General features: G+C 71.6%; 21 protein-coding genes and 1 tRNA gene. 16 read left to right on the top strand and 6 right to left on the bottom strand.

The window, feature by feature from the left end:
- Nucleotides 1-89: 89 nt before the first annotated feature.
- A complete protein-coding gene (locus Pla133_RS21170; protein WP_419191807.1) occupies nucleotides 90-860 on the bottom strand; it encodes a DUF3050 domain-containing protein in 771 nt (256 codons plus the stop codon).
- 526 nt (nucleotides 861-1,386) lie between these two features.
- Between Pla133_RS21170 and Pla133_RS21165 the strand changes: the two genes are divergently transcribed.
- From Pla133_RS21165 to Pla133_RS21150, 4 genes are all read left to right on the top strand, one after another.
- Complete coding sequence (locus Pla133_RS21165; RefSeq protein ID WP_145068978.1) at nucleotides 1,387-1,590, top strand: hypothetical protein; 204 nt, start codon at nucleotides 1,387-1,389, stop codon at nucleotides 1,588-1,590.
- Between the two features lie 151 nt (nucleotides 1,591-1,741).
- A complete protein-coding gene (locus tag Pla133_RS21160; RefSeq protein WP_145068976.1) occupies nucleotides 1,742-3,784 on the top strand; it encodes a TrkH family potassium uptake protein in 2,043 nt (680 codons plus the stop codon).
- Nucleotides 3,785-3,799: 15 nt separating this feature from the next.
- Nucleotides 3,800-4,459 (top strand): potassium channel family protein, encoded by a 660-nt coding sequence (locus Pla133_RS21155; protein ID WP_145068974.1) that lies wholly within the window; start codon nucleotides 3,800-3,802, stop codon nucleotides 4,457-4,459.
- A gap of 3 nt (nucleotides 4,460-4,462) precedes the next feature.
- On the top strand, nucleotides 4,463-5,134 hold the full coding sequence (locus tag Pla133_RS21150; RefSeq protein ID WP_145068972.1) for a hypothetical protein: 672 nt from the start codon (nucleotides 4,463-4,465) through the stop codon (nucleotides 5,132-5,134).
- A gap of 105 nt (nucleotides 5,135-5,239) precedes the next feature.
- On the opposite strand, the gene Pla133_RS21145 is transcribed toward Pla133_RS21150, so the two are convergent.
- The 3 genes from Pla133_RS21145 to Pla133_RS21135 form a co-directional block, all read right to left on the bottom strand.
- Nucleotides 5,240-5,327 (bottom strand) — tRNA-Ser (locus Pla133_RS21145).
- Nucleotides 5,328-5,676: 349 nt separating this feature from the next.
- Nucleotides 5,677-8,400: a hypothetical protein gene (locus Pla133_RS21140; protein WP_145068970.1), complete on the bottom strand. Its 2,724-nt coding sequence runs from the start codon at nucleotides 8,398-8,400 to the stop codon at nucleotides 5,677-5,679.
- Between the two features lie 614 nt (nucleotides 8,401-9,014).
- Nucleotides 9,015-9,455, bottom strand: coding sequence for a bifunctional nuclease family protein (locus tag Pla133_RS21135; RefSeq protein WP_145068968.1), 441 nt, complete (start codon nucleotides 9,453-9,455; stop codon nucleotides 9,015-9,017).
- 63 nt (nucleotides 9,456-9,518) lie between these two features.
- On the opposite strand from Pla133_RS21135, the gene Pla133_RS21130 reads away from it, so the two are divergent.
- The 8 genes from Pla133_RS21130 to Pla133_RS21100 all read left to right on the top strand — a co-directional run bounded on the left by Pla133_RS21130 (nucleotide 9,519) and on the right by Pla133_RS21100 (nucleotide 20,568).
- Nucleotides 9,519-10,565, top strand: a complete 1,047-nt coding sequence (locus tag Pla133_RS21130) for an asparaginase (RefSeq protein WP_145068966.1) — start codon at nucleotides 9,519-9,521, stop codon at nucleotides 10,563-10,565.
- Between the two features lie 20 nt (nucleotides 10,566-10,585).
- Nucleotides 10,586-11,500: an NAD(P)H-hydrate dehydratase gene (locus Pla133_RS21125; RefSeq protein ID WP_145068964.1), complete on the top strand. Its 915-nt coding sequence runs from the start codon at nucleotides 10,586-10,588 to the stop codon at nucleotides 11,498-11,500.
- Nucleotides 11,497-14,304 carry a hypothetical protein gene (locus tag Pla133_RS26630; protein ID WP_419191806.1) on the top strand — a complete coding sequence of 936 codons (2,808 nt, stop codon included), beginning with the start codon at nucleotides 11,497-11,499 and terminating at the stop codon, nucleotides 14,302-14,304. The genes Pla133_RS21125 and Pla133_RS26630 overlap by 4 nt, the downstream gene beginning before the upstream one ends.
- A gap of 55 nt (nucleotides 14,305-14,359) precedes the next feature.
- Complete coding sequence (gene thyX / locus Pla133_RS21120) at nucleotides 14,360-15,157, top strand: FAD-dependent thymidylate synthase (protein ID WP_419191805.1); 798 nt, start codon at nucleotides 14,360-14,362, stop codon at nucleotides 15,155-15,157.
- Between the two features lie 80 nt (nucleotides 15,158-15,237).
- Nucleotides 15,238-16,173, top strand: coding sequence for a YdjY domain-containing protein (locus Pla133_RS21115; protein WP_145068960.1), 936 nt, complete (start codon nucleotides 15,238-15,240; stop codon nucleotides 16,171-16,173).
- Between the two features lie 33 nt (nucleotides 16,174-16,206).
- The gene (locus Pla133_RS21110) at nucleotides 16,207-17,277 is read left to right on the top strand and encodes a hypothetical protein (RefSeq protein ID WP_145068958.1); all 1,071 of its coding nucleotides are present in this window, start codon (nucleotides 16,207-16,209) and stop codon (nucleotides 17,275-17,277) included.
- An 83-nt stretch (nucleotides 17,278-17,360) separates the two neighbouring features.
- On the top strand, nucleotides 17,361-18,611 hold the full coding sequence (locus tag Pla133_RS21105; RefSeq protein WP_145068956.1) for an inositol-3-phosphate synthase: 1,251 nt from the start codon (nucleotides 17,361-17,363) through the stop codon (nucleotides 18,609-18,611).
- A gap of 37 nt (nucleotides 18,612-18,648) precedes the next feature.
- Nucleotides 18,649-20,568 carry a M3 family metallopeptidase gene (locus tag Pla133_RS21100; RefSeq protein WP_145068954.1) on the top strand — a complete coding sequence of 640 codons (1,920 nt, stop codon included), beginning with the start codon at nucleotides 18,649-18,651 and terminating at the stop codon, nucleotides 20,566-20,568.
- A gap of 127 nt (nucleotides 20,569-20,695) precedes the next feature.
- Here the strand turns inward: Pla133_RS21100 and Pla133_RS21095 are convergent, their stop codons facing one another.
- Nucleotides 20,696-20,941 (bottom strand): hypothetical protein, encoded by a 246-nt coding sequence (locus Pla133_RS21095; RefSeq protein ID WP_145068952.1) that lies wholly within the window; start codon nucleotides 20,939-20,941, stop codon nucleotides 20,696-20,698.
- Here Pla133_RS21095 and Pla133_RS21090 point away from each other — a divergent pair.
- Both Pla133_RS21090 and Pla133_RS21085 read left to right on the top strand, forming a co-directional pair.
- Nucleotides 20,936-22,012 carry a hypothetical protein gene (locus Pla133_RS21090; RefSeq protein ID WP_145068949.1) on the top strand — a complete coding sequence of 359 codons (1,077 nt, stop codon included), beginning with the start codon at nucleotides 20,936-20,938 and terminating at the stop codon, nucleotides 22,010-22,012. The genes Pla133_RS21095 and Pla133_RS21090 overlap by 6 nt on opposite strands.
- 93 nt (nucleotides 22,013-22,105) lie before the next feature.
- Nucleotides 22,106-22,798: a TRM11 family SAM-dependent methyltransferase gene (locus Pla133_RS21085; protein WP_145068947.1), complete on the top strand. Its 693-nt coding sequence runs from the start codon at nucleotides 22,106-22,108 to the stop codon at nucleotides 22,796-22,798.
- A gap of 40 nt (nucleotides 22,799-22,838) precedes the next feature.
- Here Pla133_RS21085 and Pla133_RS21080 read toward each other — a convergent pair whose 3' ends face one another.
- On the bottom strand, nucleotides 22,839-23,927 hold the full coding sequence (locus Pla133_RS21080) for a hypothetical protein (protein WP_145068945.1): 1,089 nt from the start codon (nucleotides 23,925-23,927) through the stop codon (nucleotides 22,839-22,841).
- Between the two features lie 77 nt (nucleotides 23,928-24,004).
- Between Pla133_RS21080 and Pla133_RS21075 the strand changes: the two genes are divergently transcribed.
- Together Pla133_RS21075 and Pla133_RS21070 are read left to right on the top strand one after the other, a co-directional pair.
- A complete protein-coding gene (locus tag Pla133_RS21075) occupies nucleotides 24,005-24,400 on the top strand; it encodes a hypothetical protein (RefSeq protein ID WP_145068943.1) in 396 nt (131 codons plus the stop codon).
- A gap of 62 nt (nucleotides 24,401-24,462) precedes the next feature.
- On the top strand, nucleotides 24,463-25,056 hold the full coding sequence (locus tag Pla133_RS21070; protein WP_145068941.1) for a DNA-3-methyladenine glycosylase: 594 nt from the start codon (nucleotides 24,463-24,465) through the stop codon (nucleotides 25,054-25,056).
- The last annotated feature ends 197 nt before the right edge of the window (nucleotides 25,057-25,253 follow it).

Raw genomic sequence — 25,253 nt, 5'->3', positions numbered from 1 at the left:
CGTCGCGGCCGGGAGGAGCCGAGGCATCGAGCGGCTCGAGCCCCAGGCTCGCGGAGCTGCGCGGAGCCGACCCGCCGTCGGCCGACCGCTCAGAGCCGCTCGAGCGCCTCGGCCACCGCGTCCCACAGTCGCTCGCGGGCGAGCAGCGAGACCAGCGCGGCCTCCTCGGCCTGCTCGCGCCTCCCCGCGTCGTCGCCGTACAGCCGCGCGAGCATCTGCTCCGCCTGGGGACCGTGGGTCCCGCCGTCGATCTCGATGTGTCGCGTCAGGTAGCCGACGAGCGACTCGCACTCGAGCCCCTGGGACCGCAGACCTTCGACGAGGGGCAGGAACATGCGCGGGATCACGTCCTCGCGGCCGTGGAAGAAGACCGCCGCGCGCACGTGCAACGGCGCGGGCAGGAAGCTCGCCGTGGTCGCGCCGAACTCGCACGAGGCTCGCGGCATCTTGCACTGCGCCAGGGCGCGCTCCCAACCGTCGCCGCGACCGAGGGCCTCGACCAGCCCCCGCACCGGCGCCGTGTCCGCACCGACCTCGTCCATCGCCTCGAGGTACCAGGCGAAGTGGCTCTGCACGCGCGAGTCGGCGCGTACGTCCGTCTCCTCGTCGATCACGATCGCGTTGATCAAGCGCGCCGACTCCGGATCCGCCGACGGCGACCACGGCACGTCGACGCAGGTGAGCCCGCGCTGCAAGCTCTTGAGCAGCGACATGAAGTCGAGCACGCAGACGACGTGGTGCTCGGTGAACACGCGCAACGCCGCAGGCGAGTCGAGCAAGCCGTACATCCGATGCGCGCTCAATCGCGCCCGCAACTGCTCGATCGTCGGGCCCGTAGCGAGCATTTCGGTCTCCATCATCGGACTGGCCTGGTTCGTCATGATCGGGCGAGGAGGGATCGAGCGAGAGAATGGCGCCTCGCTTCGGATCTTCAAGCGTGTTTCAAGTCCCGGCGCGATTCACGGTCGACGGTCCAGGACTCACGGGCAGGCGTGGGGAGCTTGAAGGCTCGTCCAGGTTGGACCAAGAGAGTGGCCCGCGGCGGGCCCACCACTTCGTCGTCGATCGACCGGTCGAACTATCGCCGGCCCGGGCCCGAATCCTGAGTTCCGGACGCGCCCGAAGCCCCCGCGCGCCCAAGGTCAGAGTCGCTCGCTCGCGGGACGGTCTCGAAGCAGGCCACGTCAACGCGAACGGCGCCACCGCGTGCATCGAACGACGCATCGCACACTCGGTACGCACGCCGCCGCCGGCCTCCTGGCCTGCGAGCGTCCTTGACGCCTCGCGCGGGGTGAGCGACCGCTCGCACACGCGATCGCCAGTGCTCGGACCGTGCCGCGTCCAGACTCTCCGCCGACCGTTCACTCCACAACCCAGGACCTCCCCATGACAGCTCTGCTCGGAATCTCCCTCGTCCTCTTCCTGATCTGCCTGCCCTTCGCCCTCGGCGGCAGCGGCATCGCGACGCTCTTGGCCGTCGTGGCGGGCCTGACCTTCGTCGGTTCCCTGTGGAGCTTCCGTCGCTACGCCGTCGCCCGCCCCCTGCGTCCGGAGGACGGCGAGCTGCTCGACCCGCGGGTCAGCGAGTAGCGATCGAGTTGGCCGGGCCTCGAATCAACCGGGCCAGGCGGGCCGCCCTAGCGGTACACGGATCTCGGAGGATCGGGCTAGGATCTCGCGCCCGCCGGGCCTCCCCAGCGTCCGGACCCGGGGCCACCAGTGCAAGAGCTCGGAGTAGATCGTGCCAGCCGTCGCCAACCAGCGAAGGCTTGAGAAACTCGGTCGCCACGGCAGGACCAGCGGAGCGCTGCTCGCCCTGTCGTCGGCTCCCTTCGCGGTCGTTTCCGCCACGCAGCAGGACACCGCTTCGTGGTCTCAACTCGGCGCCCTTGCGCTGGCCTCATGCCTGCTCTTGGCCGCACTGTTGGTCGAGCGTCGCACGCAGCTCGGGCGCAGCCTGGCGACCCTTGGCCTGCTCGGTCTGCCCTGTGCGTCGTTCGACCTGCTGCGCGACGCGCCCGCCGCCGCACTGGCCGTAGCCGTGGCCACGATCACGGCCATCGCGCTGCTCTGGGGCGGTCTGCCGGCCCTGCCCGGCGATGCTCGACTGCGGAACCGACCAGTGGGGGCGGCCCGGGCCAGCGGTGCCGCGCTCGTGGCAACCGCATTCTGGCTACTCGGACCCGACATCGGCGCGGGCCCCGCCGCCATGGGGCTGCTGGCCTACGGTTGGGCGCTCTGCGTCGCGGCACTGGCCGGCCTGGCCTGGGCCCTGTTCCACGATCGCCTCCGAAGTTGGCCGGCGCGGGGCCTTGTGGTCGTGACCGCAACCTGTGGCCTGCTGACACTGTGGGCAGCTCCGGACCAACCGTGGCTCCTTGCGCCAATGGGGGTCAATGCTCTCGCGGTGCTCGCGTCGACGCGACTCGGCCTCCAGTCGAGGGGGCGGAGTTCGGGCTGGGATGTGATCCTGGGCCATCCGGAGCGCGCCTTCGTCGGCACCTTCGCGGCCCTCTGTCTGTTCGGAACCCTGCTCCTCGCCCTGCCGATCAGCTCGTCGAACGGCATCGCGATCCCCGTGCTAGATGCCGCCTTCACCTCGACCAGCGCGGTGTGCGTGACCGGATTGGTGGTCCTGGACACGCCCGTGGCATTCAGCCCATTCGGGCAGCTCGCGATCCTGGCCCTGATCCAGCTCGGCGGCCTGGGGGTCATGACCTTCTACACCTTCGCGATCTGGGCTCTCAACCGACGCATGAGCCTGCGTCAAGAGGCGGCGATCGCGGGCCTCATCGGCCCTGGGCGCAGCGGCGACGTGGCGCGCGCGGTCAGGCGCGTGATCGGCGTCGCGGTGGCCGTGGAGGGTGTCGGCTTCCTGGCCCTCGCGGTGGCGTTCCGTCAACACGGCGATTCGGTCATCGGATCGCTGTGGCGCGGCCTGTTCACTTCGGTCTCGGCATTCTGCAACGCCGGATTCGCGCTGCAGAGCGACAGCCTCGTGGGCTATCAGGACTCGCCGGCGGTGCTACAGATCACCGCCCTGTTGATCGTCCTGGGCGCCCTCTCGCCCCTTGCGATCATCGCCCTGCCGGGTCTGGTGCGTCGCGGGGTGGAACCTGTCAGCGCCCAAGTGCGCTTGTGCCTTTCGGCGACCGCAGTGCTCCTTGTGGGCGGGTTCCTGTTCTTCGCGGCGTTCGAATGGGACAACTGTCTCGCCGGGCTCTCGACGGCGGACAAGCTACAGAACGCGTGGTTCCAGTCGGCGACCCTGAGGACGGCCGGCTTCAACTCGGTCGGCCTCGAGCCGCTGCGGTCCCCGACCGTAACGCTGATGCTGGTCTGGATGTTCATCGGCGGCAACCCGGGCAGCACCGCCGGCGGGGTCAAGACGACTACCGTTGCGCTGCTGCTGCTGACCGTGGTGCAGTCGATCCGCGGGCGGTCGGGCGTCGACGTGTTCAAGCGGCGGATCGATCCGCGCTCCTGCACCAAGGCGACAACCGTGGTTCTGTTGGCGGCGTCGACCGTGTTGGTCGCGCTGGTCGCCCTTCAGTTGACCCAGAGGTTGACGACGCAGGAGGCACTGTTCGAAGTGGTCTCGGCTCTGGGCACCGTCGGACTCTCGATCGGAGGGACGGCAAAGCTGGACGGGATCGGCAAGACGATCATTATTGGTTGCATGTTCGTCGGCCGCGTCGGTGGTCTGGCGCTCTTGATGTTCTTGAGCAGTAGAGTCTCGAGCGCGCCCAACCGCTGGCCTCAGGAGGAGATCGATGTCGGTTAGCGGGAGGTGTGAAGTATGAAACAGCAAGTACTCGTGGTCGGTCTGGGGCAGTTCGGGATGGCTGCGGCGCGGGCCCTGTCAGCGGGTGGTGTGAAGGTCCTGGCGGTCGACGTGGACGATAACCTCGTGCGCCTGGCCTCGACCTTCGCGGCCGAGGCGGTACGCCTCGACGCGACCGACGAGGAGGCCCTGGCCACCACCTCACCGGCCCAGCGCAACGTCTGCCTGTGCGCGATCGGGCACGAGGCCCGAGAGGCATCGATCATCTGCACCGCGCTCCTGCGCCAGATGGGTGCCAAGCGGGTGATCGCCCGCGCCAACGACGACGTGCACGCCCGGATCCTCACGCTCGTCGGCGCCAGCGTCGTCGTGAACCCCGAGCGTGAGTACGGCGAACGCTTCGCCAACCGGATCGTCTACCAGGACATCCGCGGCGAGATGGCCCTGGGCGAGGGCCTGATCGTGACCGAGATCGACCTGCCGGACGACTTCGCGGGCCAGACCCTGGGCGAGCTGCGCCTGCCGGTGCGCTTTGGCGTGACCGTGGTCGCGATCCGCCGCAGCGGATCGGGGCAGATCACCTCGCCCGGTCCCGAGTCGCAGCTCGAGCAGGGTGACATCCTCGTCGTGGTCGCCAAGCCCGGCGCGGTCCCGCGCATGATCGAAGGGAGCTGACCCGTGGCACTCCGACAGGAATTCACCCTCAGCATGGGCGTCTTGGCCCTGCTCAACCTCGGCTTGGCCTTCGGCGCTGTGGGACTCCTGACGCGCATGGGGCCCGCGATCGAGCTGATCATGCAAGACAACGTCTACTCGATCGACGCCGCCGAGGAGATCCTGATCGAGCTCTCCGCGGCGGATCTGTACCCGGCCGGCGAGCGCGGCTCGGGCCCCGCGCTCGAGGCCTTCGCGCGGGCACGACAGAACGTGACCGAGGTCGGCGAAGTGGCCGTCCTGGACTCGATCGAGGCGAGCCTACCCGGTGCCTTCGCCGGCGAGCAGCAGGCCAAGCGTCAACTGTTGGCGAGCGTGCGCGAGTTGATCGACATCAACCGCGAGGCCATGGAGCGCATCGAGGCGGAGGCCGAACGTCTCGGCTCGGCCGGCGCCTGGGCCGCCGTCTTGGCCGGGATCGTCTCGTTCCTGTTGACGCTGCTGATCGTGACGCGCCTGCGACGGCGCTTCGCGATTCCCCTGGCCAGCATCCACCAGGTCCTGTCCGGTGCCCTCGCGGGCGACCCCTTCAGGCGCTGCCACACCCTCTCCGGCCCGCTGGAGCTGGTCCAGGTGGGACAGGCGGTCAACCAACTGCTCGACGAGCGCCAACAGGGCCTCGAGCACCCACGGTAGCCGGGCCGCCCGCGCGCCGATCCGGGGGCAGGCCCGACCCCGGGGCTGGCCAGATCCCGCCGTCCAGATCCCGTCGGCGCGAACGCCCGCCGGCACGAACGCCGATGGCGGAGGCGGAGGGATTCGAACCCCCGGTCCCGTGAAGGACGCCGGTTTTCAAAACCGGTGCATTCGGCCGCTCTGCCACGCCTCCGTCGCCGCCAGCTTAGCGCCGAGCTGACGTGGGAGGCCATCCCGGGTGGCGCTGTGAGTGGTCTGGCGGTCGATTCACCGCCTGTGGCTGATCAGTGCCCCGCGATCGACGACAGGCCGCGCCTGAGCACGGCCGTCGCATGGCGGGTGGGTTGGATACCGCGGGCAGGCTTCACGCCCGAGACGCCAGGGCGGCGGCGTTCGGGCACCTCTCGCCCGCTGGCGGCACCCTGCGAACCACCTCGTCCTTGGCCAGGCGCGCAGCACTGCCCACGGGGATTCGGTCCACGGGTCACCGCCATCGGACGAGCTGGGCGCGCCGGTCGCGGATCCAGGTCACCAACCGGGGGTCACGGCAGGAACTGAGCCTCGATCGCGTTGCTGAAGCCGACCAGGCCAGGTTGCGACAGGTCCAGCAACGCGGCCTGAACGAAGAGACTGAAGGGGCCTCCGCCACCTTGGATCGGGCCGATCTCGACCTTGCCCTCGAAGTCCGTCGAGCCCCAGGGCAGGAGCTGGAGAGGACTGGGGACGACGGTGCCACCCAAGAGCGGGCTCGGGTTCGAGCTCAGCCCGACCAGCAGCCCAACCGGCGCCGCCGTGGGTGCTCCGGACAGGCGCAGGGTCGCGCTGAGGCCACTCGCGAGCGGATCGCCGCACAGCTCGAGGTGCGACGCGCCGGGGCCGCCGAACCCGAGATCCGGTTGGCAGACTTCCCCGTTCAATACGCGGTAGGTGTTGCGCTGGACCTCCGGGGAGCCACCGACCTTGCCGAGCTTCGCGTAGCCGATGATCGCCGTGCCGCCGCCGCCCGTGACCGCGGCCCGATCTTCCGGCAGCTCACCATTGGTGACTTGAACGCCGCCAGGAGGGTCGATCAGCGTGCCATCCAGGGCCAGGCGGCTCATGTAGATGTCGCCGCGTCGCTGCTCGATGCCGTGATTCTGACGGTAGTCGGTCCAGGCGACGACGAACTGATCGCCATCCCAAACACACGAGCCGCCGACCTGCGCGTTGTTCTCGTTCGCGATCAGGATCTCACCCGAAGGCAGGCTGCCGTCGGCCATCACGATGCGCCCTTCGAGGGCGATGTGGTTGAACACGACCGGGTCGGAGTAGGTGATCAGCGCGCGATCATCGGCCACTGCGATATCCGCTCCGCCCGCCTTGCCCGGTCCGTCGATCTGAATCGGTCCACCCACCACGCCCGCTGGACTGACCTGCCGCGCGAAGACGTGGTGGTTCGAGCAGTTGTGGCAGCCGACGTTGTCGTACGCAACGAGGTACTTGCCGCCGAGCGCGGCGACCACGGGGTTGGTCGAGTAGTTGGGTGCGATGACGAATGGCGTCGGGTCCAGTGGGGTCCAAGCCTGTCCGTCGATGCGAAGGCCGTAGAGCGTGCTGATGTCGAGCGACGTGATGCGACTGGCGGCGACCAAGTAGTCGCCATTGTGCGAACCGACCGACGGCGCTCCGTCCATCTGGGTCATCAGGGCGACGGGCGTGGCGTCGACCGGCTGCAGCCCCGCATCAAGGCGCTTGCCCCGGACGGTGCGGCCCCCGTCGAGCCAGACGATCAGGTAGTGGCTGCCGTTCCAGACGACGCTGGGCTTCGAGTTGACGAGCTCGGAGTCCTGGTTGACCAGCGTCGCATCCGAGTCGATCGGACTGCCGTTCTGGTCGAAGCGCTGCGCGAGGATCCGGCTCTGCCCAGCGCTGCGGCTGACCCACACGGCGAGGCGCACATCGCCGTTCTCGGCCCAGGTCAGGTGCTCCTGGCGGTTAAGCCCGGCGGAGGCCACCTCAGCCGCTTGCGGGTTGCCGCTCGCGTCGACGGTGGTCGTCACGACGTCCTCCAGACTGCCGAAGCCGTCCGGGTGCGAGTCGTAGGCGAACAGGGTCCTACCGTCGCCGAGGCCGGCCAGTCGGACCGCTTCGTCGTCGGCCGGGCCTGAGGTGACGGCGATCGGTGTCGGGTCCAGGATGGAGCCGTTCGCGCCGATGCGCGTGAGGTACACGTTGTGGTCGCCGATGGAGAACTGCCCGTCCGGCCTGGCGGAGTAGCCGAGCGACCAGGAGCTGCCGTTCCAAACCGCGTCGTAGGTGTCCGGAGGCACGATCTGTCCGCCGGTCGTCGTGATCTTCGGGAACACGATCGGAATCGTGTCGAGCAGCGTCCCATCCGGGGCCAGGCGCACCGCCCAGTCCGCGATCATCAACAGGTGCCCCGGCGGACCGGTCGCGAGCCGCACGTCATCCCACAGGTTCGGCACGGTCTTGACCGGCCCGAGGGCATTCAGCGCGGTGTCGAGTCGGAGCGTGCGAACGACGTGCAGGTCGTTCCAGACCAAGAGGTACTCGCCCCCGAGGAACCCGATCTGCGGGTTCTCCGGACCGAACACGGGGTCGGTCCAGGTGTAGAGGCGCTTGTAGTTCGGATCGAGGAGCGTGCCGCTCGCGTCGATCCGCGTTCCCTCCATCATCTGCTTGTTCAGGGCGAAGTCGAAGCCCGTCCACACGACGAACCAGTTCGTGCCGTCGCTGGAGACGGCGGGTTCCTTGCCGTAGTCGTTCGCCGGAGAGGACTTCTCCTGGCGAATCAGGATCGGGTCCGCGTCGAGCACGGTGCCGTCACCCGACACGCGCACGCCGACGATGTTGCGGTTGAAGTACCAATCGGGCTGCTGCGTCTCGAAGACGACCAGCCACTCGCTGCCGTTCCACGAGGCCGTGGGGCGAACTTGATCCATGCCCTGGTTGGCGATGACCAGCGGCGCCTCGTCCAGGCGCTTGCCGTCCTGGTCGTAGCGCGCGGCGTAGATGTCGATGAGGTTGCCCGAGTAGGCCTGCCCCAGCGCGAGCGTGGAGCTCGTCGTGTCGGTGCGTTCGTCCTGCCAGACCACGAGGAAGCCCGGTCCACCCGGCGCGATCGTCGCGTTCAGCTGATCGGCGCTGCTCGCGTCCTGAGCTTCGTCACCGGGGAAGTTCAGCTCCGGGCCGAGGTCCTGGGCTCGGGCGAAGGGGAGAGCTGCGAGGAAGAGGGCGGCGAGCGCGCCGATTGTGCGTCGATGCATGGGGGATTCGGGGATGTGGGGTGCATGGTCGGCTCGGCGACCGCGAGCGATCAACAGCTCGAAGCGGCCGACCTGGTGAGGGGCGCCAGCCGGCACCGGCGCAAGTTCTGTGCCAGTGACGAATCGCCCCTCTGGCTCCTCCGACCGGGTCCGCTGGCGGCGTCGATCCAGATCGTGGACGGCGGGTCCGCGAATCGGCTCACCGCACGCGCCCGTGGGAAGCCCGGCGCAGAGGTCGGGCACGTCCACCCTGGACCGTCGTCCAGCGCAGCGGGAGCGGCTCCTGCGCGGCCGGTGGCGTGGCGGCGCCGAAAGGGACCGCGCCCTGCGAGGCGCTGGGCGTGGTCGCGAGTCACCCGGACCGAAGCTGGAACCCCATCGCCCGGGTACCGGCCGGGCAACCTCGCACGCGCTCCCGGATCGCCGGCTCGAAGGCCCTGCTCCCCGCCCTAGGACCCCACGCCACAGAATGCGAATCCGCCGCCACTCGCCCCGAACTCGATCGCGGCGTTGCGCCAACCACCCCGTAGCGCAGAGGCTACGGCGAAGTCGACGCGCCTTGCGCTCGAGCCCGGGTCGAGCACCGGCGAGTCCGCATTCCGTTGCGCAGACTCCTAGTCCGTCGCCGCAGCGTCGATCACCGCGCGCGCCACCCGCAGGGGGCAGCGGGCGCGCAGGGCGATGGCGATCGCGTCGGACGGGCGGGCGTCGATCTCCACCGGCTCGCCGCCGTCGGGGCGCACGCGCAGGGAGGCGTAGTAGGTGTCGCGCTCGAGGCGCACGATGTCGACGCCGATCACCTCGGAGCCCACGGCCTGGATCGTGCGATACAGGAGTTCGTGGGTCAGGGGGCGCTTGGGCGGGTCCGAGCGGATCACCCGGGCGATCTCGTAGGCCTCGGTGGTGCCGATCACGATCGCGAAGGATCGCTCGCCCTCGGCCTCGCGCAGGTAGATGTACTGGCGGTTGGCCCCCTCGTAGAGCACGACCCGCGACAGATTCACGTCGACCATCTCCGGGGAGGGGATGTCAGGCTGTTCGGACGGGTCGCTCACGGCCCTCACGTTCTAGTCTCTGTTCCCGACTTTTCCCACCTGCGCTGTCCGACCCCCTCCCCGATGACCGAGCTCCAGTCCGAGACCGCCAGCCCCCTGGCCGCCGATTGGCCGCTGAACCCCGTTCAGGTGCGGGTCTGGCGCGGCGACCGGGTCGAATCCGTGCACCGCGGGGCCTGGGTCGTGGTGGACGCTGGCGGCCGGGCCCTGGCCGGGGACGGCGAGCCCGAGGCGCGGGTCTTCGCCCGCAGCACGATCAAGTCGCTCCAGGCCCTGCCCCTGGTCGAAACGGGGGCGGCCGATCGCTTCGGTCTGGGGCAGCGCGAGCTGGCCCTGGCCCTGGCCTCGCACAACGCCGAGCCCTGCCACACCGAGCCGGTGGCGGCGCTCTTGGCCAAGCTGGAGCTCTCGGCCAGCGATCTGCGCTGTGGGGCTCAGGTCCCCGGCGACCCGCGCACGCGCCGCGACCTTCTGGGCTCGGGCGCGTCGCCGACCGCGCTCCACAACAACTGCTCGGGCAAGCACGCGGGCTTCCTGACCTTGACCCGGCACCTGGGCGCCGATCCGGCGAGCTACCTGGACCCGGCCGGCCCCACCCAGACGCTCGTGCGCGAGGCCATCGCCGACATGTGCGCCGACCGCGGGCGGCAGCTCGACCACGCCACCGACGGTTGCAGCGCGCCGACCTACCACCTCTCCCTGCGCGAGCTCGCGACGGGCTTCGCGCGGGTCGCCAACCCCGACGGCCTGGCGCCCGAGCGCGCCGCCGCCTGCCGCCGCATGACCGCCGCCGTGGCGGCCCATCCGGAGCTGATCGCCGGTCACCACAAGCGACTGTGCAGCGACCTGGCGCGGGTCACCGGCGGACGGCTGTTCCCGAAGATCGGCGCCGAGGGTGTCTATTGCATCGGCGAGGTCGGCGCCGACCGCGGCCTGGCTCTGAAGCTCGACGACGGCCAGGCGCGCGGCTTGCATGCGCTGGTCCTCGGCTTGCTCGAACGCTTGGGCTGGCTCTCGACCGCGGAGCTCGAGGCCCTCGAAGCCTGGCGTCCGGGCGTGCTGACGAACTGGGCCGGCCTGCGAGTCGGCCACGTGGAGGTGGTCGCGTGAGTGGCGGTGAGAGTCGCCCCATGCGGGAGCTCTCGGTTCCGCACCCCTCGCGCGTGCCGAGCCTGCCCCGCTTGCACGAGGACGCCCACAAGGGGCACGCCGGGCGCGTGTTGATTCTCGCCGGCAGCGCGTCGATGCCCGGCGCCGCCCTACTCTGCGCCCGCGCGGCCTCGCGCGGCGGAGCCGGCCTGTTGACCCTGGCCAGCTTCGATCGCCGGCCCCTCGACAGCCTGCCGGCGCTGGTGCCCGAAGCGCTGCTGCTCGACTTGCGCGCGTTGGCCAAGGGCGCACGCGAGACGTCGGCGCTCGTCGCCGCGCTGCGCAACGCGCTCGAAGGCCGCCGCGACGACGCCTGCGCCGCCGGTCCCGGCCTGGGCGTCAACAAGCGCACCCGCGCCGCAGTGGAGCTGTTGTTGGAGCACTTCGACGGACCGCTCTTGCTCGACGCCGACGCCCTCGGCGTCTTCGCCGGTTCGCCCCAGAGCCTGCGGCGCGAGGGCGCGCCGGTGCTGATCACGCCCCATCCGGGCGAGGCCGCGCGCCTGCTCGGCCGCGAGGTCCCCGCGGACGACGAGGGGCGCACCCGGGCCGCACGCGAGCTGGCGACGTTGACCGGCGCGGTGGTCGCGCTCAAGGGCGCGCGCACCGTGGTCACGGACGGCGAGAACGCGGAGCTCAACACCACCGGCAACCCGGCCCTGGCCACCGGCGGTTCCGGCGACGTCCTGACCGGCTTGGCCGCCAGCTACCTTGCTCGCCGCTCGCCCGCCTGGTCCGCCTACGACTGCCTGCGTGCCGCCGTTTGGGTCCACGGGCGAGCCGGCGACCTCTCGGCCGCCAACCGCGGCGAGCTGGGCACGGTGGCCTCGGACCTGATCGGCGAGCTGCCCGACGCCCAGCGCCGGATCGAGGTGGACCCGGAGGCGCGCCCTTGACGCCCGTCGGTCTGGTCGTGGCGCTGCTGGTGGGGGCGTGGGCCCCCCAGGGCGAGGGCCCGCCGGCCCGCTGGGTCGACGAGGTGCGCTTCGAGCTCGACGCCCGCGACCTGGCTCGCGACCTGGACTCGGCCCTGGCCGCGGTCGAAGCCTCGGGCGCGGCACGCTGGAACGAGCGCTGCGCGCGGCTCGACGCCCTGGCCCGGGCCCTCGAGTTCGACCCCGGCACCCCGCGTCTGGCCCTGCCCGCCGCGCTGCTCGCCGCCGCGTCCGACGCCCACCCGAACGTGCGCGCCGCGGCCCTGGTCGCGGCCGGCCTCGAGCCCCGTTGGGCGGCGTCGCTGTTGGCGCGGCGCGAGCTGTGTCAGGCCCTGGCCCGCGACCTCTTGCCGGAGACGCGCGCGGCCCTGGCCGCGGCCCACGTGGCCGCATTCGAGGGGGGCCTCGACCCTGCCCCCGCGATCGACCTCTTGATCGACCTCGCGGCCGACGAGGACGTCGAGGTGCGCCGCACGGCGGGGCACGCCCTCGTCGCCGCGCTGGCCAGCGGTGAGTTGGAGCGCTCGCCGCAACGGCTCGCGGACCTGGTCACCCAACTCTGGTCCGCGGGGGAGCACCACCCGACCCTCGACTTGATCGTGGCACTCGAGGCCGCCGTGCCGCCGGTCGCGGGCCTCGAACGCTTCGCCGCCGGTCTCGAGGGCGAGCTGCTCGCCGTGGCGCGGGCCCTCGTGCTGGTCGCCGGGGGTGAGGCCGATCCGCTCGAGATCGCGACCCACTGGCCGCCGCGTTTCGGCGACCGCGCGCGGCTCGAGCCGCTCTTGTGGCGCGCGGTGCACGCCAGCGGCGAGGCGACGCCCTGGCTCGAGGTAGCGATCGAGCGGGGCGATGGCGACCTGGCACGGGCGGTCACCTACGCCCTTGGAACGGGACCCCTGGTCGAGCTCGCGCCGGTCCTGCCGGGCGTGGACGCCCTGCCCCTGCTCGAGGCCCTGGGCGAGTCCGTGACCCGCTGGGAGGCCGCCGACGCGGAGGCGCTCTTGGCCAGCGAGGCCCCGGTCGGCGCGGTGGTCGACGCCCTCGGAGCCGCCGCCCTCGAAGGGGACCCCGGCGCCAGCGCCTGCCTGGCGGCCGCACTCGTGGGCTTGCCGCCCGGTCCCCGCGAGCGCGCCCTGCGCCTGCTCTCGCCCGCCGCCATCGCGGAGCACTCCGACGCGATCTTCGCCGCATGGGAGGCCACCGGCCGGCCCCTGGACTGGATCGATCGGCTCCCGCGAGGTGTGCCCGCGGCGGCCTTCCGCCTGGCCCTGCTCGAGTTCGGCGCCGACCGCGGCCTGCGCGCGCGGGTGGCGGCGCCCCTGGGCGCCTTCGACGGCGACCCCGTGGTGATCGAACTCCTGACCGGTTGGCTCGACGAGGAGCTGAGCGACGTGGAGCTGGGCGTGCAGGCGTCTGGTCAAGGCGCGGAGGCCCTGGCCTCCGCCCTCTTGCACGCGGGCGGCGCGACCTCGGCGGCGGTGGTCGCCGGCGCCGTGGCGAGCGCGGCCGGTCCCGCCCCCGACGTCGCCGCCGCTCTGGCCCGTCGACTGGGGGAATCCGCCAGCGGCCGGGCCCACCTGGCCGCGATGCTGGGCCGCGATGCTGCCGTGCCGGGCCCCTGGCCCACGGCCGTGATCGACGAGGCTCTGATCGCGATCGCGGCCGCGGGAGCAACGGCGAGCGGCGACCTGGAGCTCCTGGTGGAGCGGCTGCCCGCCATGCCCGACGAGCGCCAGGCCCGTGCATTCACGTCATTGCGCCTGCGCGGGGCGGAGGTTTCGGCGGCGGCCGTCGCGGCCCTGGCCGCCGATTCCACGGCGAGGTTGACCCTGCGGCTGCGGGCGATCGACGCCCTGACCGCGATCGGCCCGCGCGCGGTGGATCTGGTGGTCGACGTCTTCCGCCTCGAGCGCGACTTCGAGGTGCGCGCGGCCTGTGTGCGGGTGCTGGGCGACATCGGCGGGGAGCAGGGCATCCGCGGCCTGGAGCGCTTGCGACAGGAACTCGGCGGCGACAGGCAGCAGCCCGGCTTCGTCGAGCCGGCCGTCGAAGAAGGTCGCGTGCTGCTCGACGAGGAGCTGCGGATCGAGCTCGCCGGACTCGCCGCACCGGTGCTCGACGGAGAGGGGGGCTTCCTCTGCGCCGTGGTCGATGATGCGCCGCGCGGCGTGGTCGCGCGCTTCGCGCGGGAGTCGGGTCCGTCGGTGGAGTTCCTGTGGCGGGTCGAGATCGCCGCGGCCCTGGCCCTGGCCCGCGCCGGTCGGCTCGGCGAAGGCCTCGCCGCCAGCGACGCCTGGTGGCACGCGGACGGTCGACTGCTCCTGCTCCTGGCCCGCGCGGCGGAGGGCGAGGACGGGGCGCGCCTGGACCTGGCCCGCGCCGCGGTCGTGGCGCTCCTGGGCGAATCAGGCCCGGTGGGTACGAGCACGGATCGAGCGCGCCTGGTGGCCTTCGCGCTCGAGGTCGACGGCGGGCAGTGGGAGGCCATCGCCGGCCGCGCGGGGCAACTGTTGCGCGGGCGGGTCCTGGGCCAGCTCTCCGACCGCGCCTGGCAGGCGGCCCTGGGCGGTCCCCTTCCGGCCGATGGACGTGATCCCTTGGTCTGGCTCCAGTGCCTGCGTCACCAGGCCCGGGCCATGGCGGCCCTCGATCGCGGCGAAATGGACGCCGCTCGCGCGGCGGCGGACCGTGCCGCGCCCCTGGCCCCGCGCTCGTCCGCGGCGGCGGAACTCCAGGCCCGGATCGAAGATCGGCTCAAAGGCTGAACCTCGCGCCGCGCGCGGCTTCGTCCGAGCTCGTCGATCGGCGATACTGCCCGCCATGAAGGCCAAGGCTCTGGACGTGCCCGAGGGCGCTGCGCTCGTGCTCGACGACGACATCGGTTTCGTCGCCCTCGTGGACCGCATGCAGACCGATCCGGCGATGAAGGTCGTCAACGCGGCGCGCATCTCCTACGCGAAGCAGAAGGAGGGCTTCGGGCCCAAGGACGCCAAGCTGGCCAAGTTCCTGTGGGAGCACGGCCACACCAGCCCCTACCGCCACTCCTTCTTCACCTTCCACTGGAAGGCGCCGCTGTTCGTCTTCCGCCAGGCCTTCAAGTACCAGGTCGGCTCCACCTGGCGCGAGTACGAGGTCGACGGGCACTCGGTCGGCGTGGACGTGTTCGACGTGCTGTTCGACACCGACAAGGGCTGCTCTTGGAACGAGATCTCCGGCCGCTACGTGGAGTGGGAGCCGGAGTTCTACATCCCCTCGCGCATGCGCGGGAATCCGCCCCACGGCAACAAGCAGGCCTCGGACGACCTGGGCGAGTCCTTCGACCACGAGGCCGAGCGGGCGCTGATGACGGCGCAGTGCGAGGACGCCTTCCGCCTCTACCGCGAGCGCATCGAGCGCGGCGTGGCCAAGGAGATCGCGCGCATGTGCCTGCCCCAGAACCTCTACACCCAGGCCTACTGGACGGTCAGCCTGCAGGGCGTGATGCACTTCCTCGAGCAGCGCCTGAAACCCGACGCCCAGTTCGAGATCCGGCGCTTCGCCGAGGGGATCTGGGACCTGTTGCGCGAGGAGCTCGAGCTGCTCGGGATGACGCGCGAGGGGCTGGCCGAGGGACACTGAGCCGCCGCAGGCCGGGGCCCACGACCGCCGCGGCCCCTTCTCCGCTGAACCCCCGCGCTCCCCGGCCGTTGTCCTCCGCGATGCAGTCCATCCAACGAATCGCCGCCGCTTCCCTGGCCGCACTCCCGATCGCCGCCCTCTCCCTGGGGGTCCATTCCCTCGCGGCGCATTCTCCGTCTGGGGGCGCGGCCAACTCGGGGGGGGCGCCTGCGGGCGAGCTCGTCGAGGCGGGGGCGATCGCCGGGCCAGCGGAACCCGGGGCGAACAGCGGCGTTGCCGCGGCCCAGGACGCGGGCATGGCGCAGCTCGTCGAAGCCCTCGCGGCGGGGGGCGTCGACTTCGACCCGGTCGGCGGCCACGCCTCGATCGAAGCCCGGGTGGCGACCCGCGACGACCTGCTCGAGTTCTTCCTGACGGGCCCGTCGGGCTCCGGCTACGAGTCGCTGTTCAGCACCGAGGCCGACGCCACGATCCTCAACGCGGCCTTCCTGGCGCTGGGCATGGAGCCCGGCCAGAACGCGCGCTGGGTCCTGCGCGAGGACGCGCCGGCCCCTGCGAGCGCGGAGCAAGAGGCCGGGCCGGGCGAGTTGGGAGCGCGGCCGGAGGGCTACGACGTGCTGCCGCCGGAAGGGCCCGGGCTGTTGATCTACGTCGGCTGGCGCGTGGGCGACGAGACCTACTTCTTCCGCGCCGAGGATCTGATCGCCGACCTCGAGCGCCAGCAGCCCCTGCAGCGTCACCGCTGGGTCTTCCTCGGCTCGCGCATGGTCGACTCCAACGACGGCGAGGTGTTCGTCGCCGCCATGGAGCAGAACTACGTCAACATCGCCTGGTTCTCCGAGGGCAACACCCTGCTGACGTCTGCGCGACCCGAGTGCGAGCGCCAGGACATTTGGGTCGGCAATCCCTGGCTGGTGCCCGAGCCCGACACCCAGGTGCGGATCTTCTTCAGCCGCGACCCGCTGACCAGCGTGCCGGCCGAGCTCGAGGCGCGCCTGCCGATCACGGCGCGGTGACCCGCGCCCGTCGCCGCTGAACACGAGGTGTCCTTGAACGCAGCCCATTCGAACGCACCGTCGAGCACCGCGGGCAACACTCCCGCCGCCGAGGCTCCCGTGCGCGAGTTGGTGGGGCGGGCGGTGGGGGCCTCGCGAGCGGTGCGCGCGGGCCAGGCGCTGCTCGTGGCCGTGGCGGCCGGTTGCTCGGTGCAAGTCGCGATCGTGGCCGACGGCGGCACGCCCTTCGGCCTCGAGGCGTGGGTCGTCGCGGGCCTCGCCGCCTGCTTCTGCGGCGCGGCCTGGTTCGCCGGCCTGCCCGTGCGCGCGGCTGCGGTGGCTGGCCGGATCGACGTCCAGTTCGGTCGCGGGGGTGCCCTGGCCACGGCCTTCGAGGTCGAGCCCCGCGGCGGAGCCGTGGTCGTGGCCCTCTCCACGCGCGCCCTCGCCGAGCTGCCCCGCGGGGAGGTCCTGCGGCGCGCGGTGCCGGACTCGACCTTCGCCGGCGCGGCTCCCCTGGTGGCCGCCGCGATCCTGGCCCTGGCACTGGAGTCGCGGGACAGGCCTCCGGCCGGCCCCCGGGTCTCGGCGCTCACGGCAGCCATGGCCGAGGACTTGGCCCAGGCCGCCCTGGCGGCCCCCGGTGACAGTCCCGACCGACCCTCGGCCGAACTCGTCACCGCCCTGCGGGAGGCAGCGAGCGAGGCGGCCGACTTGGCCGAGCGAGCTGCACGTCGTCCGGACGACAGCAGCGGCGACGAGGAACGCACCCGCAAGCTGATCGGCGAACTCGAACGCTTGGCGCGCGAGACACCGGTCGACGCCCCCTGGCGCGACGCCGTCGACTCCGCGCGGGTGGCGGCCCACGCGCTCGGGGCCAAGGGTCTGAGCGAGGATGGCGAGCCCGGCGTGGCGGAGGGCGACGGGGACGCCCAGGCCGCCGGGCCGGCATCCAACGGCGCTGAACCCGGCGCGTCCGAGCTGGCTCCGCTGCCCGCTGGAGCACCGTCGGCGGCTGACGCGCGAGTCGGCGCGACCATCGCCGGAGCCCTGCCTCCGGACCTCTCGCCCGCCGACGCGGCCCTGGTCAGCGCCTGGCTCGAGAGCCGCCGCGTCCGCGACTGATTGGCTCCAAGTCTCGCCGTGTGGAGCGAAAGGGCCCGGCGCCCCTTGCCCCCAGCCCGATCGCGTCCTTTCCTTGGTGCCCCATGACCGCCGCAGACAGCGAATCCGAGTCCTCACACACAGGCCTTCCGCCCGGCCGCCGGGTCGGCCTGTGGCTGATCGGGGGCCGCGGAGCCATCTCCACCTGCCTCGTCTACGGCCTGCGCGGCCTGGTCGATGGGCTGCTCGAGCCCACCGGCCTGGCCACCTCGACGGCCCCGTTCGAAGGCCTCGACCTGGCCGAGTTCGGGAACCTGGTGCTCGGGGGCTGCGAGGTGCGCCGCGGGACCCTGGACCGCGCCGCGCGGGAGCTGGTGCGCCAGCGGATCCTCGACCCGTCCCTGGTGGCAGCCACCGCCACCGAAGCCGCCGCCTACGACGCGCGCCTGGCCCCCGGCCTCCTGGACGGGCCCGACGTGGGCATGGCCGACCTGGACCCGGAGTCGGCCCGCCTGGGCGGGGCGGCGCCGCGCGAGCAGATCGCCGCGATCGTGTCCCAGCTCGAGGCCTTCCGGGCGCAGCAGCAGCTCGACCGCGTGGTCGTGGTCAACCTGGCCAGCACCGAGGCCTGGCGCGACCCCGACCCCGCCTGGGCGGACCTGCCGGCCCTGCAGCGGGCGCTCGACGCCGGCGAGGCCCAGCCGGCTTCGATGGTCTACGCCATCGCCGCCTTCGAGGCCGGTTGCCCCTACGTCAACTTCACGCCGTCCATCGGCGCGTCGACTCCGGCCCTGCGTCAACTCGCCCTGGAGCACGGGCAGCCGCACTGCGGCAACGACGGCAAGACCGGGGAGACCCTGGTCAAGACGGCCCTCGCGCCGATGTTCGCGCACCGCGCCCTGAAGGTGCTCGCCTGGCAGGGCTACAACATGCTCGGCAACCGCGACGGCGAGGTGCTCTCCGACCCGCTGCACCGCCGGGCCAAGATCGCCAACAAGGACGAGGTGCTGCGCCAGCTGATCGGGCATCCCGAGCTGCACACCCACGTCGGCATCGACTACGTGCCGTCCCTGTCCGACTGGAAGACGGCCTGGGACCTGGTGCACTTCGAGGGCTTCCTCGGCACGCGCATGACGCTGCAGTTCACCTGGGCCGGATGTGACTCGGCCCTGGCCGCGCCGTTGGTGCTCGACTTGGTGCGACTGGCGGACCTGGCCGCGTCCCGCGGCGAAAGCGGCGTGATGGAGCACACGGCCGGCTACTTCAAGTCGCCCCTGGGCGGCGGCAGCCACGACTTCCACCTGCAGTACCACCGGCTCTTGACCTACGCGGCCGAGTGCCGCGTGCGTTCTTGACCCGAGGGGCGCGGGCGCTGACCCGACGAGAGCGACCATGATCGACCAAGCTGAGCTGCGGGACAGGACCCTTGGCGCCCTGGCCACCGCGCGCGAGCGTTTGGCGGAGTTCCGCCAGGCAGACCCCGCCGATGCATCGCGCACGGTGACAGCCTTCGATCGCCTGGCGGCGGGCATCGAGGAGCCGCGCGGCTGGGTCGACCTGTTCGAGGCGGTGCACCCGGACGAGGCCATGCGCGGGGAGTGCGAGGACCTGCGGCGTCAGCTCTCGCGCTTCGGGGTCGAGCTGTCCCTGGACCGCGGCGCCTTCGAGGTGCTCGCCGCCGTGGACCCCGCGGCCCTGGCCGACGACCTGGAGCGGCGCCTCTTGGAGCGGTCCCTGCGCGACTACCGTCGTTCGGGCGTCGATCGCGACGAGGCCACGCGCGAGCGCATCGGCGCCCTGCGCGAGGAGTTGGTGCGGATCGGTCAACAGTTCTCGCGCAACATCGTCGAAGGCACCGCCGAGTACGTGGTCGCCGGCGGCCACGCGGCCCTGGCGGGTTTGCCCGAGGACTTCCTGGCGGCCCATCCGGAGCGGCCCGACGGCAGCGTGGTCCTGAACACCGACCCCGCCGACTACGTGCCGGTGATGTCCTTCGCGGATGGCGACGACCTGCGGCGGGAGTTCTTCCTGCGCGCGATGCAACGCGCGGTGCCGTCCAACGCTGACGTTCTGAAGGCGCTCTTGACCAAGCGACGGGAGCTGTCGAGCTTGCTGGGCTACGCCGACTGGGCCGACTTCGCGACCGAGGACATGATGACCGGTGACGGGGCGAGCGTCGCGCAGTTCCTCGATCGGCTCGAGCCCCTGATCCGTCGCGCGGCCGATCGCGACGTCGAAGCGCTGCTCGAGCTGGCGCGCGAGACCGAGCCCGAGCGGCAGGCGATCACCGAGTGGTCGCGGGTGTACTGGATCGAGAAGCTGCGCCAGCGGCGGTCGGGATTCGACGCGCGCGAGGCGCGGCCCTACTTCGGCTACGCCGCCGTGCGCGACGGCCTCTTGAGCCTCTCCTCGCAGCTCTACGGGGTCGAGATCGTGGCGCGGCCGCAGGAGCCGGCCTGGCACGAGTCGGTCGAGGTCTACGACATCGAGCGCGACGGCAGGACGGTGGCGCGCTTCTACTTCGACATGTTCCCGCGCCCCGGCAAGTTCAAGCACGCGGCGATGTTCAACATGCATCCGGGCGGTCCCGACGGCCTGCTGCCGCGCGGAGCGGTGGTCTGCAACCTGCCCCAGCCCAGCGCCGACGACCCCGCGCTGTTGATGCACGACCAGGTGACCACGCTGTTCCACGAGTTCGGCCACCTGATGCACTTCCTCCTGGGTGGCGACCAGCCGCACTACGGCTTCGCCGGGGGCGAGCGCGTGGAGTGGGACTTCGTCGAGGTCCCGAGCCAGCTCTTCGAGGAGTGGGCCTGGGACGCGGAGGTGCTGCAGCGCTTCGCCCGCCACCACCGCACCGACGAACCGATCCCGGCGGCGATGGTCGAGCGCATGTCCGTCGCCGCGCGCACCTGCCGGGCGTTGCAGGCTATGGTTCAGGTCTACTACTCGCGCCTCTCCCTGGCCTACTACACGGCCGATCCGGCGACCCTGGATCCCGTGCGCGTGGCGATCGAACTCAAGCAGCGGCTGCTGCCGATCCCCCACACCGAGGGGAACTACTTCCACCTGTCGTTCGGGCACCTCGAGGGCTACTCAGCGGCCTACTACACCTACCTGTGGTCGCTGGTGATCGCCAAGGACCTGTTCGGGCTGTTCGAGGGCAACCTGCTCGACGGCGCGCGGATGCGGGAGTATGCGGCCAAGCTGCTCGAGCCGGGCTCCAGCCGCGATGCGGCGGACATGGTCTGCGACTTCCTCGGGCGGCCCTACGAGTTCGAGCCCTTCGAGCGCTGGCTCACGGCGAGCTGATCGGCGCGACGCCGGTGGAGGATCGCCCGCGCAGCGGGTGGTCACGCAACAGGGCCCGGAGCGCTCGCGCGCTCCGGGCCCTGTCGCATCGGCCTCGATGGTGTCTCGGGTCGAAGGTCGAGCGCGGTCAGTTGCCGCTGTCGCCTTCGATCTCCTTCATGAGCTCGTCGAATTCGGCGTCGGCGTTCGATGCGTTGATGCCCGAGGCGTCGGCAGCCTCTTCGATCGTAGGGACGTCGACTTCGGGCAGTTCCGCGGGCGAGGCTGCGCCGCCGGCGCCGTTCGCGCCAGCACTGCCGCCGCTCGGAGCCGCCTCGGTGCTACAGCCAGCGGCCATCAGGGCCAAGCTGGCCGTGATCAGGATTCGTTGCATGTCTCGGACCTCTTCGTGTGGGGGGGGATTCGGGAGTCGGGCTCAGTTGCCGCCGCCGCCGCGTTGTTGTTCGCCGCCGCCGCGCTGCTGCTCGCCGCCACCGCGTTGCTGGTCGCCGCCGCGTTGCTGGTCGCCGCCGCGTTGCTGGTCGCCGCCGCGTTGCTGGTCGCCGCCGCGCTGTTGATCGCCGCCGCGCTGTTGATCGCCACCGCGCTGCTGATCGCCGCCGCGCTGCTCCTGCTTGCGGGCTGCCTCCAGCATCTGTGCGCGGATCCGCTCGAAGCGCTCGCGACCGAGGATGCCTCGGCCGTCGTTCAGCATCTTCTCGTGGCGCGACTTCTCCATTTGCTCGAGGCGGTCGAGCTGGGCCAGGCGCTCGCTGTCGTTCGCCGCTTGGGCGACCCGGCGCAGGGCTGCGGCGCGGCCGAGGCGCTCGCGGTGGAGCTTCTCCTCCTGCGACATGATCTGGAGCGCCTTGGCGTCGGAGACCTCGCGGGTCAGTCGCTCGCGCTCGCCCCCTCGCTGGGCATCGCCACGCTGGGGAGCGGGGGTGTCACCGCGCTGGGCATCGCCACGCTGGGGGGCGGGGGTGTCGCCGCGCTGAGCATCGCCACGCTGGGGGGCGGGGGTGTCACCGCGCTGAGCATCGCCACGCTGGGGGGCGGGAGTGTCACCGCGCTGGGCCGCGGGAGTGTCACCGCGCTGGGCCGCGGGAGTGTCACCGCGCTGGGCCGCGGGAGTGTCACCGCGCTGGGCCGCGGGAGTGTCGCCGCGCTGGGCCGCGGGGCCGTTGCCGCCACGCTGGGTCTGGGCGTCGCCGGTTTGCTGCTCGCCTCCGCGCTGGGTGCGGGCGCCGACAGGACCGGAGCCTCGCTGGGTCCCCGCGTCGCGGGTCTGGGGCGTCGGAGCGGGAGCCGGGGCGGGAGCCGGGCGTTGGGTTTGTCCGGTGTTGCCGGCGGCGGGGCGCTCCTGGGTCTGGCCACGCTGGGCGGCGTCGATCGGGAGGGCGAGGCTGAGGGCCAGGGCTGCGGTCGTGATCAGGGTTCGCATCGGTTTGCTCCGGTCGTGTAGGGCCGCGCATGGTAGTCGCTGGACGGGCCGTGCGGGAGTGGACCTGCATACGGTCGCTCCTCAGTCCCTGCTAGCGCCTGTAAGGTCCCGTCCATGCGACGCCACGCCCAGCCTCGGCTCCAGACAACCACCCTGTGGCACCACCCGTCCCAGCAGTACGGCGACGAGCAGTTCGGTGATCCGCGCTACACCGGCCGCACGCCGGCCTACGTGGTCTGGAACGTACTCGAGCGTTACACGCGCCCGGGGGATCGGGTCCTGGACCCCTTCGCCGGTGGGGGGACCGCGGTCGACGTGGCGCGGTCGATGGAGCGGGTCGGCCTCGGATTCGACCTGGCGGAGACCTCAGCCGGTCTGCCGCGAGCCGACGCGCGCCATCTGCCGCTGGTGAGCGATTCGGTGGACTTCGTCTTCATGGACCCGCCCTACTCGACCCACGTGGACTACTCCGAGGACGGGCGCTGCATCGGCAAGCTGGACGCCTTCGAGGACGCCTATTTCGAGGCCCTGGACGGGGTCTTCGCCGAGGCCTGGCGGGTCCTGCGTGACCGGCGTTTCCTGGCGGTCTACGTCCAGGACACCTTCGTCAAGAAGCGTGGCTTCGTCAGCATCGGCGCGGAGCTCTACGTGCTCTTGCGCCGACGTTTCCGTCCCGTGGACCACGTGGCGGTGGTGCGCGGCAACCGCAACCTCGAGAAGCCCAACTTCCACCGGGCGGCGGCCGAGGGGAACTTCTTCCTGCGCGGCTTCAACCACCTCCTGCTGTTCAAGAAGGAAGTGGACTGACCGCACGCGCCGCGCGCGGCAACCGGGTCAGTTCGCAGCGCTACTCGTCGTCCGAAGCGCCGACCGTCTCCACGGTCATGGATTGGCTCAGGGGCCCTTCCAGCGCGATCGTCTGACCGGCGACGAAGGGCTCACCGTCGGGCCCCTCGGTCTCGAAGCCGACCGTGCGTGAGACCGAGATGGTCCCCTCGAGGCTGCTGCTGGCCAGGCACTTCGCGTCCAGATCCCAGCGCAGCTCGCCCTCGCCCTCGAAGTGGAAGTGGTCCTTCACGAAGCGCTCGCCGTCGACTTCTTCCAAGTCCTCGCGCGCTTCGCCCATGCCCTCGAAGTCGGCCTCCAGCGTGAAGACCGCGACGTTGACCCCGTCGGACTCCTCGGCGCCGGTGTAGGTCACGGTGAAGCCGCCGTCCATGTCGGCCCACATCTCGTCGCCGGCCTCGTCGATCAGCTCGTCGATCTCGGACTTCTCACGCGTGGTCGACTCCCGGCCGAGCTCGCCGCCCGGGGACAGCAGCCAGCGCAGTCCCTCGCCCTCGAAGGTCCAAGAATCGTTCACGTCGACCTCGCCGTCCGGCAGCAGCTCGGTCATGTCCATGTCGAAGACCAGTCCGTCGAGCAGGTCCTCGTCGGCCTCGGAGTCCTCGGCATAGCTGCGCTGCCACTCTCCATCCTCCTCGTCCCACTCGAACAGCACCGCCTCGCCCTCGAGCTCGGACTCTTCGGTGTCCTCCATCTCGACGTCGTCGGCGGTGTTGACCAGCTCGCGGGGCAGCTCGATGAAGTGCCGCCGCAAGGCCAGGACGCGGCCGCCGTCGACGGAGACGAACTCGTCCTCGACCACGATCTTCTCGTCCATGGTCTGGACCAGGGAGCCCTCCATCTCGCGCGTCTCGTCGTTCTGGAACAGCTCGATCGTGGTCGCCTCGAGCTCCACCGATTGCTCGAAGCTGCGCCGCACGCGATGACCCTCGACGGGCGCCAGGACCGGCGCATCGTCGACCAGCCCGGTGGGCCCCGCCGGTACGCCCGAGGGCAGGCTCAACCCCGAGGGCAGGCCCAACAGAGCCAGGGCCGGAATGAGCAGGGGAAGGCGGGCGATCGAGGACACGAGGAGGGTCTGGTTCATCATGGTCGGCTCCGGAACGGGCGCGAATGGTAGCTGGCGCCGGTCGTCACTACACTCGCTCCCCGGCTCGGGTGACAGCCATGCGGCTCCTGATTTACTTCTACATCGGCATCTACGCCGCCGCGGCGCTGCAGAGCATCCGCGAGGACGTGCGCTTCGAGGCGCCGCGTTGGAAGGCCGGTCTCTCTACGGTCGCCAACGCCCTGGGGGTGGCCGGAATGCTGTTTTACGTGCAAGGGGTGCGCAGCCCCGAGCTGGCCCTGGGTTGGCGCTGGGTGGTCGCTCTGATCGCGGTCGCCACCGCCGTCCAACTGCGGTACACGTTCCACCTGCGCTTCCGGCGCGTACTGCCCGAGGGCGATCCGGCGGACGGTCAGTTGCGATCGTTGGTCTGGACTTCGATCGGACTGGGCCTCTTGGCCTCGGCGCCGTTCTTCTGGATGAACCTGAGCCTGGCGTTCGGTCCAACGCACTGAGCGGGCGGCCGGAGGCGGCGGTCTTGTGCCTGGCACCGTACGAACGCCGACCGCGCGACCCCATGTCCGACCACGAGCGCGTACACGCAGCCTTCAGCCGACCTGCGCCCGACCTGGCGCGGCGCTTGATCGGTGCGCTCCTGGTGCACCAGGTCCCCGGCGAGGCCGAGCCCCGCGCGGGGCGCATCGTCGAGACCGAGGCCTACCTCGCGAGCGGTGACCCCGGCAGCCACTCCTGGCGCGGACAGACCCCGCGCAACGCCTCGATGTTCGCGCGCGGTGGCGTCGCCTACGTCTACCGCATCTACGGCTTGCACCACTGCTTCAACGTGGTCAGCGGGCCCGGCGGCAGCGGCCAGGCGGTGCTGGTGCGCGCCCTCGAGCCGCTCACTGGCCTGGAGGCCATGGCGCGCGACCGCGGCGGCCACGTCGAGCGGCTGCTGTGCTCAGGCCCCGGGCGGATCGTCCAGGCACTGGGCCTCGGTCCGGAGCACGATGGTGCGCCCCTGACCGGCGGGCCCCTGCGGGTCCAACTCGGCGAGCCGCTGCCGCTCCAGCGTCTGACGGTCGGGCGCCGGATCGGCCTGGGACGCGGGGAGGACATGGCCCTGCGCTTCTGCCTGCGAGGCTCGCCGTGGCTCTCGCGGCCGGGATAGCTCGGCCGCAGGTTCGATCCTGTTTCGGCGAGTCGGGCGTCTCGACCGCCGCGCTCGCGCCTCTAGGATGTCGCGCCGTCAAAGGCGGCCCCGTCGCACGCGCACGACGCCAGCCGGCCCGACTCGGGCTGCTCCGGCCCGCGAACCCAGCGGCCCGGCGGACGACTCAACTCCCTCCCCCCTCGACGGGGCGCGCA

The sequence above is a fragment of the Engelhardtia mirabilis genome (assembly GCF_007748095.1).
In the GTDB taxonomy this organism is placed as follows: domain Bacteria; phylum Planctomycetota; class UBA1135; order UBA1135.
Note: the sequence above shows the minus strand (reverse complement) of the source record. Positions and strands in the feature narration are given on the sequence as shown.